The 15,778-nt window shown below is 50.8% G+C and carries 15 protein-coding genes; 11 read left to right on the top strand and 4 right to left on the bottom strand.

All coding sequences use genetic code 11. The features are described 5' to 3' along the window. Positions 1–52 precede the first annotated feature (52 nt). The gene (locus O5O45_RS10375) at positions 53–559 is read right to left on the bottom strand and encodes a c-type cytochrome (protein WP_305905144.1); all 507 of its coding nucleotides are present in this window, start codon (positions 557–559) and stop codon (positions 53–55) included. Between the two features lie 999 nt (positions 560–1,558). Here O5O45_RS10375 and O5O45_RS10380 point away from each other — a divergent pair. After that, a complete protein-coding gene (locus tag O5O45_RS10380) occupies positions 1,559–3,199 on the top strand; it encodes a methyl-accepting chemotaxis protein (protein WP_305905145.1) in 1,641 nt (546 codons plus the stop codon). Positions 3,200–3,318: 119 nt separating this feature from the next. On the opposite strand, the gene O5O45_RS10385 is transcribed toward O5O45_RS10380, so the two are convergent. Beyond that, positions 3,319–3,639, bottom strand: a complete 321-nt coding sequence (locus tag O5O45_RS10385) for a BON domain-containing protein (RefSeq protein WP_305905146.1) — start codon at positions 3,637–3,639, stop codon at positions 3,319–3,321. Between the two features lie 271 nt (positions 3,640–3,910). Between O5O45_RS10385 and O5O45_RS10390 the strand changes: the two genes are divergently transcribed. The 9 genes from O5O45_RS10390 (at position 3,911) to hflC (ending at position 12,085) form a co-directional block, all read left to right on the top strand. Beyond that, the gene (locus O5O45_RS10390; protein ID WP_305905147.1) at positions 3,911–4,765 is read left to right on the top strand and encodes a transglutaminase family protein; all 855 of its coding nucleotides are present in this window, start codon (positions 3,911–3,913) and stop codon (positions 4,763–4,765) included. Between the two features lie 24 nt (positions 4,766–4,789). Continuing rightward, the gene (locus O5O45_RS10395) at positions 4,790–5,572 is read left to right on the top strand and encodes a transglutaminase-like domain-containing protein (RefSeq protein ID WP_305905148.1); all 783 of its coding nucleotides are present in this window, start codon (positions 4,790–4,792) and stop codon (positions 5,570–5,572) included. 127 nt (positions 5,573–5,699) lie between these two features. Continuing rightward, positions 5,700–6,485, top strand: a complete 786-nt coding sequence (locus tag O5O45_RS10400) for a Crp/Fnr family transcriptional regulator (protein ID WP_305905149.1) — start codon at positions 5,700–5,702, stop codon at positions 6,483–6,485. Positions 6,486–6,497: 12 nt separating this feature from the next. Beyond that, on the top strand, positions 6,498–6,878 hold the full coding sequence (locus tag O5O45_RS10405) for a CsbD family protein (RefSeq protein ID WP_305905150.1): 381 nt from the start codon (positions 6,498–6,500) through the stop codon (positions 6,876–6,878). 365 nt (positions 6,879–7,243) lie between these two features. Then, entirely contained in the window at positions 7,244–7,981 is a 738-nt protein-coding gene (locus O5O45_RS10410) for a Crp/Fnr family transcriptional regulator (protein ID WP_305905151.1), read from the top strand. 276 nt (positions 7,982–8,257) lie between these two features. Beyond that, entirely contained in the window at positions 8,258–9,307 is a 1,050-nt protein-coding gene (locus tag O5O45_RS10415) for a fatty acid desaturase family protein (protein WP_305905152.1), read from the top strand. A gap of 214 nt (positions 9,308–9,521) precedes the next feature. Next, positions 9,522–9,650, top strand: coding sequence for a hypothetical protein (locus O5O45_RS10420; protein WP_305905153.1), 129 nt, complete (start codon positions 9,522–9,524; stop codon positions 9,648–9,650). Between the two features lie 343 nt (positions 9,651–9,993). Further along, on the top strand, positions 9,994–11,064 hold the full coding sequence (hflK, locus tag O5O45_RS10425; protein ID WP_305905154.1) for an FtsH protease activity modulator HflK: 1,071 nt from the start codon (positions 9,994–9,996) through the stop codon (positions 11,062–11,064). Beyond that, positions 11,054–12,085, top strand: a complete 1,032-nt coding sequence (gene hflC, locus O5O45_RS10430) for a protease modulator HflC (protein WP_305905155.1) — start codon at positions 11,054–11,056, stop codon at positions 12,083–12,085. Before hflK ends, hflC begins: the two co-directional genes overlap by 11 nt. A gap of 75 nt (positions 12,086–12,160) precedes the next feature. Here hflC and O5O45_RS10435 read toward each other — a convergent pair whose 3' ends face one another. Next, the gene (locus O5O45_RS10435) at positions 12,161–12,451 is read right to left on the bottom strand and encodes a hypothetical protein (RefSeq protein ID WP_305905156.1); all 291 of its coding nucleotides are present in this window, start codon (positions 12,449–12,451) and stop codon (positions 12,161–12,163) included. 291 nt (positions 12,452–12,742) lie between these two features. On the opposite strand from O5O45_RS10435, the gene O5O45_RS10440 reads away from it, so the two are divergent. Next, on the top strand, positions 12,743–13,588 hold the full coding sequence (locus tag O5O45_RS10440; RefSeq protein ID WP_305905157.1) for a BON domain-containing protein: 846 nt from the start codon (positions 12,743–12,745) through the stop codon (positions 13,586–13,588). Between the two features lie 82 nt (positions 13,589–13,670). On the opposite strand, the gene O5O45_RS10445 is transcribed toward O5O45_RS10440, so the two are convergent. Beyond that, positions 13,671–15,671, bottom strand: coding sequence for a diguanylate cyclase domain-containing protein (locus tag O5O45_RS10445; protein ID WP_305905158.1), 2,001 nt, complete (start codon positions 15,669–15,671; stop codon positions 13,671–13,673). Positions 15,672–15,778 lie beyond the last annotated feature (107 nt).

A 15,778-nucleotide genomic window follows, 5' to 3' on the forward strand; every position in this document is an offset into this window, starting at 1 on the left:
CCTTTAGATTCGGTCTGGTGATGAAAGAGCCAAAAGAAACGTTTTTCTCCGTTTATTCATGAGGGGCACTGGCTGTATCGAGTAAAAGGTAGTCAGTCAGATCACTTAGATCCTGATCAGACATCCGCCATCGCGGCATTAAATCATTCAGCGTGCTTCCGTCAGGAGCTTCTCCATGGGTAATAGCGTGACTAAGAGAATCTAGATCATAGGCTACGTGATCATGTTCATCTTCCATCCAGCCATCCTCATGAGTTTCTCCTTTTAGCGAGTCAACAGTCAGGGGTGGGGCGATCACCCAAAACCAAGGCCACATACGGATGCCCCCCTCCCTGTTTTCCCCGTGGCAAGTCGCGCAGCCGCCGCCATGCATGCCCATGTGATGATGGCCTCCAATAATAGGTATTGGGGAACCATCACTGCCCTTCCCGGTAAAATATATTCTCTCTCCGTTGCTTGAATAGGGGCGATTTTGCGGAGTCGCATCCCAGTGCATGGAATCGGAGCAGCCCTGTAGGAGCGTTGCAATGATTAAAGTAATTATTAACTCGCCCTTCATATCCAGTTACCTCTTTTCCTTTTTGTTTTGTTCCCCCTATAACCCTACTCTGATCATCCAGGAACGCCAAGTAATGTAAAAAATCTTGGATTTCGTTGCACTTAACGAGCGTTGTTAAGAACGCGACTCAATTTGCAAACTATCACATTTTCGTGTCTGCAAAAGACGATTTATCTACGATAATGAAATGCACCATGAAGTCATTGTCAAACGTGAAATCAAGATTACTCGCAATAGCAATATTGAATGTAAGGCAGATCAAAATATTAGATGAAATGGGATACTAATGACGGGCTGATCAGCGTATATGGAAAGTCGCCCCTTGATACAAAGAGCCCACCTGAACTGGGTGACATGGTGACCTTAACATCCCATGGAGGGATATGTTGGATTACCGTTAAAGTCGTCAAGATTGATTGTGATGAAACCACTGGACTAATCGTTGATACTTCTGGTCCACTTAGTTCTTATTGTGATGCTTCAATTACCCCAGGTTCCTATATTGGTTTCCAAGCGGAAAATGTCAAAATCCTTGTCAGGAAAAGTTAGACGCAATAACCTCAGAGAAACGGAACAAGGGTAATGATGTAAGCATATGATAAGACAGTAAATCCGTATTTTATTAAAACGCTCCTCTCCAAGATTCAGTCAGTTTACGGCTGTAGATTTGATCCAGGTCAGCATCCTTGCCGCCCAATAAGGTTAAAAAATATACAGCCCAATTCTCAAGGATTTCTATAGTCTTTGTGTGATTGGCGTCACCAAACTGGAGGCCTATCGCAGCATTCTAGGGTTTTGGCGCTGTGGACAATAGGCAGGGAAGTGATAGTGGCTGATACGAATCTAATCGATGAAGCCTTGGCAAAAGATCGGCGATCAGTGTGGTGCTCGTGAGGCGGTTATATGCATCACGACTGCAGAGTTATTAAAACTCGCAGAGATGCTAACCCCGCCCAACCATTGACCTTGTAACCCTTACGCATTACCAAGGGGGTCTTAATGTTGAGCTACTTGCGCCAAATTACTATTCGGCATCGCTTCTATCTAATTCTGTTCCTTTTCGTTATTGGCCTCCTCGCCGTCGTCGCAATGGCGTACTTTAACGCCAGCAAGAACCTCATGGATGGCAAAAAAGAAAGCGCTAGAAATGCGGTCGACGCAGCGATCAGTATTATCGCCACGTATCAGAAGAAAGCGACAGATGGAACGCTGGAAGACGCTAAAGCACGCGAGCAGGCGCTGCGCACAATTGAGAGCATACGTTATGCCGGCGCGGAGTACATTTGGATTAACGACCTGAATCATACCGTGCTCATGCACCCCATAAAGCCTGAGCTAAATGGAAAAAGGTTATATGACTTAAAAGACCCGAATGGAGTTTATCTATTTCGAGAGTTTGTTTCCGTGGTGAAACAAAATAAGGCTGGATTTGTGCCTTATTATTGGCCAAAACCCGGACATAAAGATCCTGTGGCCAAGGTCAGCTATGTGAAAGGTTTTGAGCCCTGGGGATGGGTAGTAGGATCAGGGGTTTACGTTGATGATGTCGAAGCTGTTTTATCCCAGCAAATGATTGAAATGCTTGTGACGGTGAGCATTATCATTGTCCTTTTACTTCTTATCCTCATGATAGTCGCCAATAGCGTTACAAGCCCACTGAATAGAACTTTAGAACGGATGGGCGATATCGCCTCTGGCGACGGAGACTTAACGGTCTATTTGCAAACTGACGGTCGGGATGAGCTTGCCGCTCTTTCCGTACAATTCAATACGTTCGTTGATAAAATTCGAAATCTAGTCAGCAATGTAACGTCATCTATAGATTTACTAACCCTCTCTGTCGATGAGTTATCCAACGCAGCAATGAAGAGCGTTGACAACGCCCAGAATCAACAGAAGGAAACGGATCAGGTCGCCAGCGCCATGAACCAAATGTCGGCTTCCGCGCAGGAAATTGCTCAAAATGCAAATAGGGCTGCGCAATGCGCTGCTGATGCGGACAATGACTCTGATCAAGGCCGGCTTATCATGAAAAACACATTGGTGACGGTGGATGAACTTGCCGCTGAAATGAACCAGACAACATTATCGATAGAGTCGCTTAGAGCCGAGACGGTCAACATCGGCAGTGTTTTGACGGTCATAGAAAGTATTGCCGAACAGACCAACCTGCTGGCGTTGAACGCGGCAATAGAAGCAGCGCGGGCGGGAGAGCTTGGAAGGGGCTTCGCGGTTGTTGCGGATGAAGTGAGAGCCTTGGCCAGTAAGACCCAACATTCCACTCAGGAAATTAATGAGATGATAGGAAAACTGCAAACTGGCGCTTCCTCAGCCGTGTCTGCAATGGAAAAAAGTCTCCATAAGGCGCGTGGCGCACAAGAACAGACTCAAAGTGTGGAGCATGCGCTGGACAAGGTCATAACGTCCATTACAGAAATCAACGATGTTAATAACCAAATCGCCACGGCTTCAGAACAACAAAGTCTGGTTTCAGAAGAAATAAACAAAAACGTTAGCAACATCGCAGTGATTGCAGAGGAAAACTCAGAGTCTATAAATCAGGTTAGATCGTCTTGCGAAAGCATTCGCCAAGTAAGTGAAATCCTTATCCAACAGGCCAAACAGTTTAAGGTGAGTTGAAGCAACCTTCGCCAGCTCAACAACTTGAATCATACAGGTAGCTGAATCGCCCCGGGTCTGTTGGAGGCTACCTTCTCTTTTTCAAGAAGATGCGGCAGATCAAATTGAAGCTATTCCAGCTAATGTCTCATGACGACATCGGGATCAAAAGTCAGGTCTTTCGTCTCTAGTTTTTTTACTCCGCGCACGGCTTTGGCGGCGCTCACAGCCGCTATTTGTTCGTCGGCGGTGTGCAGATGGCCGGTTAACGTCACTACGCTGTCTTTAGTGCACACTCCGATGCTGAGCCCTGGCGCCTTCTTGGCGCAAAACAACGAGGACTTAACCTTCATGGTTATCCAACTGTCTCTAAGGAAGGTGTTGGTTTCTTTTTTCGAGCTTTCTGAGTTCACGGCCGCCATTGGCGAAGCGTCTTCGGTCTCAACATTATTTTTGTCCATGATTGCACCTCCTGTTACCTGTTTCACATTGGAGTGATGAGCATACAATCGAGACTGACGGTAGTCGGTGCGCTACCGCACTGACCCGTAGCGTAAGAGACTGCAAGAGACGGGGCCTGACAAGTGCATGTCCTGTCGGCGCAGGCAAATGGATGGATGCTATTTGTCAGCCAGATTAATATACTGCGATTTCACCGCCCTTCGTCCGCAACGACGACCGGCGCCTGATTCTGACGGTCCCACCTCACCCCACAGGATGGCGCATTTCGGTATGAAGCGATACAAGATCGGGCATGAGACAACCTATTCCTTCTTCGGCTTGGTACAGCTTTACCCGCATACGCTGCGGCTGCGCCCCAGGGAAGGCCATGAATTGCGGATCGAGTCCTCAAGGTTGGATATCTCCCCTCCGGCGACTCTGCGCTGGCATCGTGATGTGGAAGGAAATTCCGTTTCCATCGCCAGTTTTATCGACAAAGCGAGACAGCTGAGGATATTCAGCGAAGTCTTCATACAGAAATACGATCTCGCTCCCCTTGATTTTCTGGTGGCGGACTACGCCGTCGACTATCCATTCAACTATTTGGATGAAGACAGAGCCGTGCTCGCGCCCTACATCAATGACATGTGCGGCGCTGATAACAACGGTTTATCTGACTGGATCAGCAAGCTGTGGCGGTATGGCGAAAAAGTTCAGACCATCAGTCTTCTACTTCGATTAAACCACCACATCTTCCAGACTATCGCCTACCGCAAACGCGAGGAGGAAGGCGTTCAGAGCGCGGAACGCACTCTATTTCTTGGCTCAGGATCCTGTCGGGACTCCGCCAACCTTTTTATGGCTTGCGCCCGACGGCTGGGCTTCGCCGCCAGATTCGTCAGCGGATATATCTATGTCAACGGTATGCCGATGCACGCGGGCTCCACGCATGCCTGGGCGGAGGTGTTCATTCCCGGAGCTGGTTGGAAAGGCTTTGACCCCACTAGAGGAACCATTGTCGGAGCTGAGCACATCGCAGTCGCTGTCGCCAGATTGCCAGAATCGATTCCCCCCATCGCGGGCGATTTTTTTGGCGTTCCCGGCTCCTCCATGGACGTAAATGTCTGGGTAACGGACATCACCTAAACCTCCTTCCAGGAGACCTCGCCAATGTGGTTAATAACAAGCTGTGAATTCCTATTCGCCATCGAAGTCCCCACGCCGTTTATCTTGATGTTGCGACCACGAAGCGGCGCGCAACAGTGGATCGCCTTCGAAGAGTATTTACTCTTCCCAAGCGTTCCGGTTTTCGAATTTACGGACGACTACGGCAATCTTTGCCAGAGACTGGTGGCGCCGCCCGGGACGTTTAAAATTCAAACTTCCGCCAGAATCATGACTTCCGATCATGTTGACGAGGAGCCTGGCGGCGCCTTTATAGACGTCCAGCACCTGCCTGACAGCGTCCTGAAATACCTGTTGCCCAGCCGCTACTGCGAGTCCGACTGTTTTAATGACATGGCGCGGGAAATCACCTTGAATCAGCCGCCCGGCTACGATCAGGTGGCGGAAATTGAAAACTGGCTACGTAAAACCATTAAATTCCAACCGGGAAGCAGCTTAACGCCGCTGTCAGCGATCGAAGTGAATCAAAAGCAGGTAGGCGTATGCAGGGATCTTGCTCACCTGGGCGTCGCCCTTTGTCGCAGCCTGAGCATTCCCGCCCGTATGGTGGTGGGATATTTGCACGCACTGCGCCCTATGGAGTTGCACGCCTGGTTTGAAGCCTTCGTCGCCGGGCGCTGGTATACCTTCGACGCAACCCAGATGTCTAAACGAGGCGGCTACGTCGCGATTGGCTATGGCAGGGACGCAGCCGATGTGGCGATCTACAACCAGTTTGGCCCAGCCGTATTCCCTATTGAGCAGAAGGTATGCGTCGCACTGGCGTAAAACAAAACCAGACTCTGTTCCGCACCGTACAGACAACTCGCGCCGCTTATCTTCAGACTGATGACAAGGCTGCCGGAGCCTATCCATTACCCTCTATGGCCCTTGCTCGTAAACTGAGGATCCTCCCATGTCCACAGCAACAGCCAACGCTCACAATCACTTGCTACAGCATCTGCCTGGCAGAGAGCGCAATAAGATAATCGAGCAAGGCGAACTTACCAAGTTCAACTTAGGCGCCGAACTTTGCGACCCAGGCCTGAATTACCGTTACGTATACTTTCCCTTTACCGGTTTGGTTTCCCTGATGGCCAGAGTAAAAGAGCAAAAGTCTCTGATCATAGGGTTGATAGGTAACGAAGGCATGTTTGGCGCGACGCTGGCGTTAGGGATCGCCACTGCGCCAACGCAGGCTATTGTCTGTAGCGCTGGCGTCGGATTGCGCTTGCGCGCCAGCAAGTTTCGCAGAATATTGCAGGACAGCCCCTGCCTGAGACGCACGCTGAACCATTATCTGTACATGCTGATCATACAGTTGTCTCAGGAGGCCGCCTGCGTTCACTTCCATAAAGTGGAAGCCCGTTTGGCGCGCTGGCTTCTGATCGCGCTTGACCATACCCAGGAAAACCATTTTCACCTCACTCATGAGTTTCTGGCGCTGATGCTGGGCGTGCGTCGAAGCAGCATCAGCATCGCCGCCAAAGCGTTGCAATGTAGTGAGTTGATTCGTTATACACGCGGTGAAATATACATACTGGACCGTCACAAACTGGAAGCCGCCGCCTGTAGTTGCTACCAGACTCTGGCGGCGGAGAACTCCGCGTACTGGAATAAAGGCCTTTGGTGCGCTAACGCACCGACTCCGGGTTGGAGCAATCTCTATTATGGCTGTCACACCGGCAATTCGCCGGAATAAATGGAGATTCATATGAACAAGGCAAGCGATCAAAATACCAATAAAGGCGCCGCCAGGGATGATGCCAGGAAAACACCTCCGCAAGGGGGTCAATCATCGCCCCAGGCACAATCTCAAAAACATGAGCCTGGAACACAACAACAACCCCAGCACGCGAGACCGATGACGCCGCAACAACAGACGCAATCCGCCAGTATTGACGTCATAAAAGGAAAGTGGAACCAACACGTCGGAGCCGCAAAAGTCGCCTGGGGCAAGTTGACTGAAGACGAGATATTGAAGTCGGAAGGGAACGAGCAGAAATTGGCGGGACTGGTGCAGGAACGCTATGCAATTACCCGCGACGAAGCTAACGAGCAGGTTAAAGGCTTTTTAGAGAAGTGCAAGTCTTAATCAACGCTTGATTTAACGTTTTGATATCACGTCAGCAAGGAGGGGTCTAAAGCTCCCCTCCTCTAACGCCGCCTTAAGCCAGCATCGAAATAAATATTGGAGACGTTCCAGCTCTGACGCAAAGAAAACAGGGCCTGTCTCTATGGGGCCGCGCCCGATAGGACTTTCAGAGTTCGCCTGATTATCCATGGAGCATTAATGGCTTAGCATTAAGGCTCACTTTTAATGAAAAGGCATTCGCCACGACCCAGACCATAACCTCAAAGGCTTTCGCATAATAATAAGCAACGAAGCGTATAATATAAGAATCGGTATTCACCGCCACTTATTCCGGTCAACGCCAATGGATGAAAATGGATGAGTATATGTCTCCCAGACTACAACAGAACCACCTCTTAGCCGCCCTGCCCTCACACGTTCTTAACCGACTTCGCCCCCATCTTGAATTGATTGATCTGCCGCTCGGCGCGGTGCTCTATGAATCCGGCGCCGCCATGCGTCACATCTATTTCCCAACCGACTCCATTGTCTCGCTGCTCTACGTCATGGAGAACGGCGCGTCAGCGGAGATCTCAGTGGTAGGCAATGAAGGGCTTATCGGCATCGCCGTCTTCATGGGCGGCGAAAGCACGCCCAGCCGCGCAATCGTACAAAGCGCCGGCTCCGCCTATCGCATGCCGGGCCCAAGGATAATGGAAGAATTCAATCGTCACAGCGAACTATTGCAACTGATGCTGCGCTATACGCAAGCGCTTATTACGCAAATGGCGCAGACCGCCGTCTGTAACCGCCATCATTCGATAGATCAGCAGCTGTGCCGCTGGTTGCTGCTGTCTCTGGACCGTTTATCAGACAACAAACTGACCATGACTCAGGAGCTTATCGCCAATATGCTTGGCGTGCGTCGCGAAGGTGTGACGGAGGCCGCCGGTAAGCTGCAAAAGCAGGGCATTATTGAATATCACCGCGGCCATATCACCGTTCTCAATCGGACGGAGCTTGAGAAACAATGCTGTGAATGTTACGCCGTGGTAAAAAAGGAAACTGATCGTCTACTCACCCATGCCCCTCTTGATAATGCAGTTGATTTAGGCGTCGCCTGAATTGCTAGCCTGCTGATATGTATCCAAACGCCAGATCTGTTTCAGCATAATATGCTTATGGCTATTCCAGCGGTATCTGGGGTCTGATAGCGCAAGGCGAAATTGATCTCAGTGAGTCGACCATGGTGATTATTTGAGTATAATTTTAGCCATCTGCATAGCGTTGAACGACAGTGTTCGACTTTCATACCGCCTCGCTCTGAAGCGCGCCTGGAGCAAGCCAATTCAACGCGCAGTCATAGGGTTAGCCAAACCTGGAGCACACAGGAGAGCGACATGTCTTTTCAAGTGCAGTCAGATTTACGCCAAGATGACTCAGCGCTACCGGAGCACAGCGCAGACATAAGGATAGGAAAGGAGCTGCTGATCGCCACGCAGCCCTTCGCTCGGGAAATCCGCTCGACAAGTTGGAAGCATGTCAGTACGACCTTTATCTTGTTGTTCGTGGTGTTGACCTGCGCAGGTCTGGCGCCCTGGTGGCCGTTGCAAGGGATCTTGTCGCTGCTGGGAGCATTGCTGATGGTCAGGACCTTCATCACGTACCACGATTATATGCACGGCGCCATACTACAGAATTCCCGTCTTGCCTGGCTCATCTTCCATGTCTACGGCATTCTCGCTCTTACCCCCACCCGCTCCTGGAAAAAAAGTCACAACTACCATCACGGTCATGTGGGCATGATAAATGCCTCAAGCGTAGGGGCATTTCCGCTTATGACGACGGAAATGTGGCGAAACGCATCAAAACTGGAGCGTCTGAAATACCGCATCGAACGACATCCATTGTCAATAATGGCGGGTTACCTCACTGTATTCGCTTTCAGTATCTGTTTGCTGCCGTTTCTTCGGCGCCCAATGCAGCACTGGGATTCATTGCTTTCGATATCAGTCCATACCGCTCTGATTGCCGCTCTGTGTTGGTTCGCCAGCTTCAACGTCGCTTTTTTCGTGGTCATACTCCCAATGGCGGTGGCCTGCGCGCTAGGCTCCTATCTTTTCTTCGCCCAGCACAGCTTCAAACGCATGCATATCATTTCACCCGAGGCATGGTCTTTTTATCGGGCCGCCATTGAGTCTTCCAGCTATATGAAACTCAATAAAGCGATGCAGTGGTTCACCGGCAACATTGGTTATCATCACATTCATCATCTTAACGTTAGAATTCCTTTCTACCGCCTGCCTGAGGCCATGGCAGCCATTCCAGAACTCCAATCGCCGGTGACGACTTCACTTGCTCCGAAAGACATCGCGGAGTGTTTCAAAGCGAGTCTTTGGGATGAAAACTTGCAGCGCATGGTGTCCTTTCAGGCGGCGAAGTCTACCTGACATTCGCCAGCCTGTTTCCGCCTCGCCCTCACTGCGCCCCCCCTCTTCTTTTTTAATAACGCCCAAATGTTCGCTAGCAAACCGATACGCAGACTGGTATCTGCCAGCATGGAGCAAGAGCCTGTAGTTATTGCGCTCAAGGTCGCCGCCCAAACCCAAGGATTTGGCGTGGCTCCATACAAGCCCACAGGACTATGTCCGTATAGGTAACAATATGAATCCCCAATCACAACAGCCGAAAAAGGATCAACCCCATCAACCCGAAGTGCAGCCGCAACAACCTCAGCAACCGGCGCACCCGCAGGAAAAGAAACCCGCCAAAGATGCGGACAAGCAACGCTGACTCATCACGGCTCAGAAGACGCAAGATCCAGTATGGTTGCTGGATCGAGGCCAGTTGATGGAGAGAAGGACGGTTAATCAGTTAGGCTGGTTACAGTCTCGCTATAAAGTCCGCATCATTGAGGGCGATATGAGCATCTGATGGCTGTCGCCAAAGGCTTCTTAAACGCCTTTTTTAAGCACACTGGGACACAACATATTTTCCTGGTGTGCTGCCCCCGCATTTATTTCGCCTCTCACCCAACAAGTCTGAATGGCTATGTACGGTAACGCACTGACCCCAGCGTCACTTTTTATTTAGTCTTGCGTTAACAGCCTTGCCAACCTGAAGAAGGCGCATTCTCATGACCAAGCCATACGCGAACGATGAGCCGGACCCGTGGGCTCAACCCAAGGGACTCAGCAGAGACGTGGAAAAACAATTCCTTCAAACCAAACGCCTCATCGGCGACATGATGCCGAAAGGCGGACTGGGCGGTTATCTCATCCCCATATTGCTGCTTCTAGCGATAGTTGGCGTCTGGACAGCTTACTACACCGTTCCCAGCGACTCCGTCGCCATTGTCCAGCGTTTTGGAAAATACCTCAAAGAAGTCCCTCCCGGGCTGCATTTTAAACTTCCATTTCAAGCGGATATCGCCACCATTGTGCCCGTGAAACGACAGTTAAAGCAGGAATTCGGATTTACCACGCCGGGCGCCACCGATCCGAACCAAAGCCCCCGCCTGCGAGACACAAAACGAGAGACTCAAATGGTCACTGGCGACCTCAACGCCGCCCTGGTCGAATGGGTGATTCAGTATAGGATTTCCGATCCTGTAAAGTTTTTGTTTGAGGTTCGCGAACCCAGTGAAACCCTGCGTTATGTTTCCGAGTCCGTCATGCGTGAAGTGGTGGGAGATCGCACCGTGGATGAGGTCATTACTATTGGGCGCCAGGAAATTGAAAGCCAGGCCCTTATCAAGATGCAGGAGCTGGCGACTCAATACGTCATGGGCCTTAGTATCGACCAAGTCCAACTGAAAAATATCAACCCGCCGCAACCTGTTCAGCAATCCTTCAATGAAGTTAATCAGGCGCAACAGGAAAAAGAAAAACTGATCAACGAAGCCCGTCGGGAATACAACAGAGTCATCCCTCTGGCGCAGGGTCAAAAAGACCAGCGCATTCGTGAAGCCGACGGCTACAGGCTTAAACGCATTAATGAGGCTGAAGGCGATGTCGCCCGCTTCAACGCCTTATTCAAGGAGTACAGCAAAGCGCCCGAAGTCACCCGACGACGTATTTATTTGGAAACTCTGCAGGAGGTGATGCCCGGCGTTCACAGCAAGATCATTATCGATGGGGAGAGCGGAGGCGTCCTTCCCTTCCTGAATCTCAACAATCCGTTACCGGTATCCAGCCATGAAAGGTAAATCCTATCTCGCCACCCTGACGCTATTGGCGATTGGGGGAAGCGCTCTGCTCAACTCGCTATACACTGTGAGTGAAATCGAGCAAGTGATCATCACACAATTCGGCAAACCGGTGGGAGCGCCGATTACTGAAGCAGGACTGAAAATCAAAGCGCCTTTTATTCAGGAGGTCAATCCTATCGATAAGCGGGTGCTGGAATGGAACGGAAGCCCCTCAGACATGCCCACCAAAGATAAGCTCTATATCTCTGTAGACCTTTACGCCCGCTGGCGGATTACCGATCCCCTGCAGTACTTCTTGCGACTGAGGGATGAGCGCAGCGCCCAATCCCGTCTCGACGACATACTGGGAAGTGAGACTCGTAACGCCGTCGCCAAGCATGAACTTATCGAAATTATCCGCACCACAAAGGACCGTACGCCACTGCGCGATACACTGCTCACAGGATCGAGCCAGGAGCTGAATATGGGAGCCTTGGCGCCGATCCAGAAAGGGCGAAAGCTGGTGGAGGCGGAAATCTTCCGGGCAGGCGCGGAAAAGGTCCGTGTGTTCGGTATTGAGCTGCTGGACATTCGCTTTAAACGCATCAATTACAACGAAAGTGTCCGCCCCAAAATCTATGATCGCATGATCAGCGAACGACGACAGATCGCAGAGCGCTTTCTCTCCGAAGGCAATGGCGAGGCGGCCCGCATCCGCGGCAACCGGGAGCGCGACCTTAATAAAATTCAATCGGAAGCCTATCGACAGGTTGAAGAAATTCGGGGCCTCGCCGACGCCAAGGCCACCGACATCTACTCCAGTGCTTACAACCAAAGTAAAGATGCGGTGGATTTTTATGAGTTTACCCGCACCATGCAGGCTTACCGTTCGATAATAGCGGAAAACTCTACGCTGGTGCTTTCCACTGACAGCGACCTTTTAAAATACCTGAAAGGTATGACCCCCAACGCCAGCGTTGATACCGATTACTTCGCAGATCGAACCAGGACCGATAAGACCGACGGAGCGACGCACTGAAACGTCTGCGTCACCCGCCGGCATGAAGACAAAACATGAAGACAAAAGCGGATGAAACATCCGCTTTTTCTTTGGTCAGTGAGCTTTAGGGGGATTGGTTTGGTCTGAGCTATGGGTGATCGCGTAGTAAACACCATGGCAGACCAGTAGCAAAATAACCGCTCCAGTCGCCGCCGCCAGAAGGCTATAAGTGGTGTACAAGGCTGCGCCGGTAATCGTAAAGGTGGAATAGGCTCCGCCTCCGATAGCCGCGCCGATTGCGCCGACTCCCATATCCGTCAAAATACCCTGATTAGCGCTGTGCGCTAACTTGCCTGCGCCGAAGCCCAGGACGATTCCAATTAGTATGCAAGATAGAATTAACATAGCGACTCTCCTGTGTACGCATAGTGAATAGTAAAGGTTTGGACTTTCTCAGCACCGGTATTGCTTACTGGGTGCTGACCAGCTACGTCATAGCGCAAAGAGTCCGCTTAGCGCCCACCTCCATTGTTGTTTCTACATCACCCTTCGGTCTGTACGGAGGCATACAGAAGGCTGCGAAAACACCCGACTTGCTACGTGGGCTGCCGTACCGACTGAATGTGCCTGCTACTTTTATAGTCCCATCTTACGCACCGCATCATTCATTGCAGTGCTGTATGCTCAGGAGGCTATATGAACAAATTAGTTGAGCAACGCGCTCCAGAGGTAAAATCCAAAAGCGTGAGCGCAATCTCTGACCGGATCAGTGAAACACGCCAGGAAACTCAAATCTGGACAACGTTCGCCTTAAGTCCCTATCTGCGCGCACTTGACCTGAAGGTTTCAGTTCACGAAGGGTGCGCACTGTTGAGCGGCAAGGTGGATCAAGGTGTCAGCAAAGAGTTAGCGAAGCAAATTGCTCTGGGGGTAAAGGGTATCCGCTCAGTAGAGGACCAGATTGTTGTCGTCGAGGACGCGGTTCCCTCCTCTCCCATGGAAGACCGCAGCTATGGGGATATTATTGATGATGTCACGATCAGCGCGGCGGTAAAGACAAAGTTGTTGTCCTGTCGCTACGCTGACAGTATTGCCGCAGAGGTAAATACTACCGCTGGCAAAGTGACGCTGACAGGAACCGCAGAGGACAAAGCCGCCAAAAAATTCGCCAGATCCGTGGCCATTCACACTCATGGCGTTATCAGCGTTGAAAACGCGCTGGTAATTACACCCGGAAAAGCCGGGCTATCCAAGCATTCGGATGAAGTCGTGAATATCAAAAGATACACGGATGAACTTGGCCATTATCTTTCCGACATCTGGATCACCGCCAAGGTAAAAGTGGTGCTACTGTATTCCAGTAGTGTGTCGGGCTCGAAAATCAGCGTGTTGACCCATAATGGCGTCGTGACGCTGAATGGCGACCTTGGCGGCGGCGCGGAGAAAGCACTGGCCATTGAAGTCGCGAAAAATGTGTATGGCGTTAAAAGAGTCAACGCTAAAGGCCTGACGTTTACCGCCAATCATCTTTTGGATAGCTAGGCTGCTCACTGAGAGACGCAGACGCGCGCCACAACGGCAATGGGCTTTCCTGGTAGGCGGCCTGTAACGGCCGCCGTCTGGCTCAACCATTTTGTCGTTGATAACGGTCTGCGTAGTAGCGGAACTGACCCGGCCCATTCTTTTTCGCCTCATACATGGCTTCATCCGCACAACAAATTAAGTCGTTCGCCTCAGTGGCGTTATCTGGATACACCGCTATTCCGATGCTGGGCGATGTTTTCACTAGCACATTTTCGAGAGCGTAAGGTTTGGACAAAGTGACGATAATGGTCTTGGCCAGGCGCGCGGAATCATTGCGGTTGTTATGGTCGAGCGCGATCACGGCGAATTCATCACCGCCTATACGGGCTACCAGATCAGACTCGCGCACGACGCCTTTTAGCCGGAGGGCGACTTCCTTCAGCAGCGCGTCGCCTACCCTGTGTCCGTGGGTGTCATTGACGTTTTTGAATTGGTCCAGATCCAGATATAACAGCGCCACCTTTTTACTGTTGCGATGCGCCAACGCAAACTCCTGGAACAGGAACGCCGTCAAAAAGCGCCTGTTCGCCAGGCCGGTCAGCATGTCATGAGTGGCGAGATATTCCGCTTCTCTTTGCGCCGTCATTTCGGAAATAAGCAGCGCTGCGCCAGCTGAGGCGTGATCACCTCTGCTGCGTAAGGGCAAACAGGTTGCGACAAAACTTCGCATGGCGCTCTTGTCATAGGCTTTGCAGAGTGACGCTTCGACATTATAAGCCGGCGCACCGCTGGCGATGGTCTGTTTTAATGTATCTTCATAGCCCGCCACCAGACCAGACTTAAGCTCACTGAGCTTTCGCCCGATAATTTCCTTCTTTGCAAGACCGCACCATTGCGCCAGCTTGCTGTTCATTCGCACGCAACTCAGATCTTGGTTGACCATGGCGATGCCAATTGGCGAACCTTCATAAAGCAAGTCAATTTCACTGAACTGTCTTTCAAGCGCCACTTCCCTGATTCTTATTCGCTCCACCAGATCCTCTATTGCGGCGGCCACCAGTTGAACTTCCCTGGGACCGGTGATTGTCACGCCATAGGCCGACTCAGCGCTCCCCAGCCTGAGGGCATTGGCGAAAATCGCCAGCTTCTTCAATGGCCTTGAAATTAACTCTGAGATAAACCAACCAAAAACAGCAAAGAAAACAGACACCACAATTCCCCAGCGCCAAATTGCTCCGCTGAGAATATGTAGCGGCCTCAACGCCGCGACGGATTCCTGTCTGGCGATCACCACCCAGCCGTTACCGGGATAATCAAGAAATCCTTTGGTTTCACTGTAGCCCACCAGGTATTGCTTCCCGTCCGGTAAAACTATCAATGCATTTTTGTGCTCTTTCAGTGAGTCAGGTATCGTCAGCCTCGTGCTCATAAGCGCAGCAGGCCCCATCAGCACTGCGCCGTCTCTGGCAAGCACCAGCAGCTCCAGCTGTTGGCTGTGGTGCTGTAACACGCTCTCGGCGAGTGAATTAACCCAGCTCCAACTTATGAAGGCGCCCATCACACCAATGGAAGCGCCTTCCGCATCCCGAATTGGAGCCGCCAGACTGATGTAGCGATGCATTGGGGAATTACTCTGACTTGAACCGTTGAACTCGGCGCTTTCTGTATTGTTTATATCACTCGCATAAGGGCCTTGTAAGCCCTGCTTCCACCAGGCTTGCTCTGAAACGTCCGCACCTTTCAACAGCGTCCCTGTGGCGCGCAACACTCTACCGTTTCTATCTGTCAGCCCTATCCAAATATAATACTCGTGCGTCCTCTTTAACGTTTCCAGAATATTGATTTGTTCGGCGTATCCTGATCCGTATAGATTACGCACTGTTGGCAATGCTGAGATATTAATCATATCCCGCAGATGCTCATACATGCCTCTATCCAGCCTGTCCGCCATTTGGAATGAGGCTCTGGAAATTTTACCGTATAGCTCCCGCCTGAGGCTTTGTGAAGATTCATAGTCAACAATACAATTCACCACTCCTATCGTAGCGATAACCACACCGGCCAGCGTTATAGATAAAAGAGTACTCAGCCGGAAATTCATTGCGTCCCCGCCTCATTAACATCCTGTACAATTAATACTCTTAGGCAACAAAATCGCAATTTGCAAATAATATAAATGCATTACCTATTTTCAATAGTTTATGGGGG

This window comes from Hahella sp. HNIBRBA332, from assembly GCF_030719035.1.
Taxonomy (GTDB): Bacteria; Pseudomonadota; Gammaproteobacteria; order Pseudomonadales; family Oleiphilaceae; genus Hahella.

Excerpts from the sequence above, each read along its gene's own strand:
- O5O45_RS10375 (WP_305905144.1), bottom strand. The coding sequence starts at position 559 with ATGAAGGGCGAGTTAATAATTACTTTAATCATTGCAACGCTCCTACAG.
- O5O45_RS10440 (WP_305905157.1), top strand. The coding sequence starts at position 12,743 with ATGAACAAATTAGTTGAGCAACGCGCTCCAGAGGTAAAATCCAAAAGC.
- O5O45_RS10395 (WP_305905148.1), top strand. The coding sequence starts at position 4,790 with ATGTGGTTAATAACAAGCTGTGAATTCCTATTCGCCATCGAAGTCCCC.
- hflK (WP_305905154.1), top strand. The coding sequence starts at position 9,994 with ATGACCAAGCCATACGCGAACGATGAGCCGGACCCGTGGGCTCAACCC.
- O5O45_RS10380 (WP_305905145.1), top strand. The coding sequence starts at position 1,559 with ATGTTGAGCTACTTGCGCCAAATTACTATTCGGCATCGCTTCTATCTA.
- O5O45_RS10435 (WP_305905156.1), bottom strand. The coding sequence starts at position 12,451 with ATGTTAATTCTATCTTGCATACTAATTGGAATCGTCCTGGGCTTCGGC.
- O5O45_RS10390 (WP_305905147.1), top strand. The coding sequence starts at position 3,911 with ATGAAGCGATACAAGATCGGGCATGAGACAACCTATTCCTTCTTCGGC.
- hflC (WP_305905155.1), top strand. The coding sequence starts at position 11,054 with ATGAAAGGTAAATCCTATCTCGCCACCCTGACGCTATTGGCGATTGGG.
- O5O45_RS10410 (WP_305905151.1), top strand. The coding sequence starts at position 7,244 with ATGTCTCCCAGACTACAACAGAACCACCTCTTAGCCGCCCTGCCCTCA.
- O5O45_RS10420 (WP_305905153.1), top strand. The coding sequence starts at position 9,522 with ATGAATCCCCAATCACAACAGCCGAAAAAGGATCAACCCCATCAACCC.
- O5O45_RS10385 (WP_305905146.1), bottom strand. The coding sequence starts at position 3,639 with ATGGACAAAAATAATGTTGAGACCGAAGACGCTTCGCCAATGGCGGCC.
- O5O45_RS10415 (WP_305905152.1), top strand. The coding sequence starts at position 8,258 with ATGTCTTTTCAAGTGCAGTCAGATTTACGCCAAGATGACTCAGCGCTA.
- O5O45_RS10400 (WP_305905149.1), top strand. The coding sequence starts at position 5,700 with ATGTCCACAGCAACAGCCAACGCTCACAATCACTTGCTACAGCATCTG.
- O5O45_RS10405 (WP_305905150.1), top strand. The coding sequence starts at position 6,498 with ATGAACAAGGCAAGCGATCAAAATACCAATAAAGGCGCCGCCAGGGAT.
- O5O45_RS10445 (WP_305905158.1), bottom strand. The coding sequence starts at position 15,671 with ATGAATTTCCGGCTGAGTACTCTTTTATCTATAACGCTGGCCGGTGTG.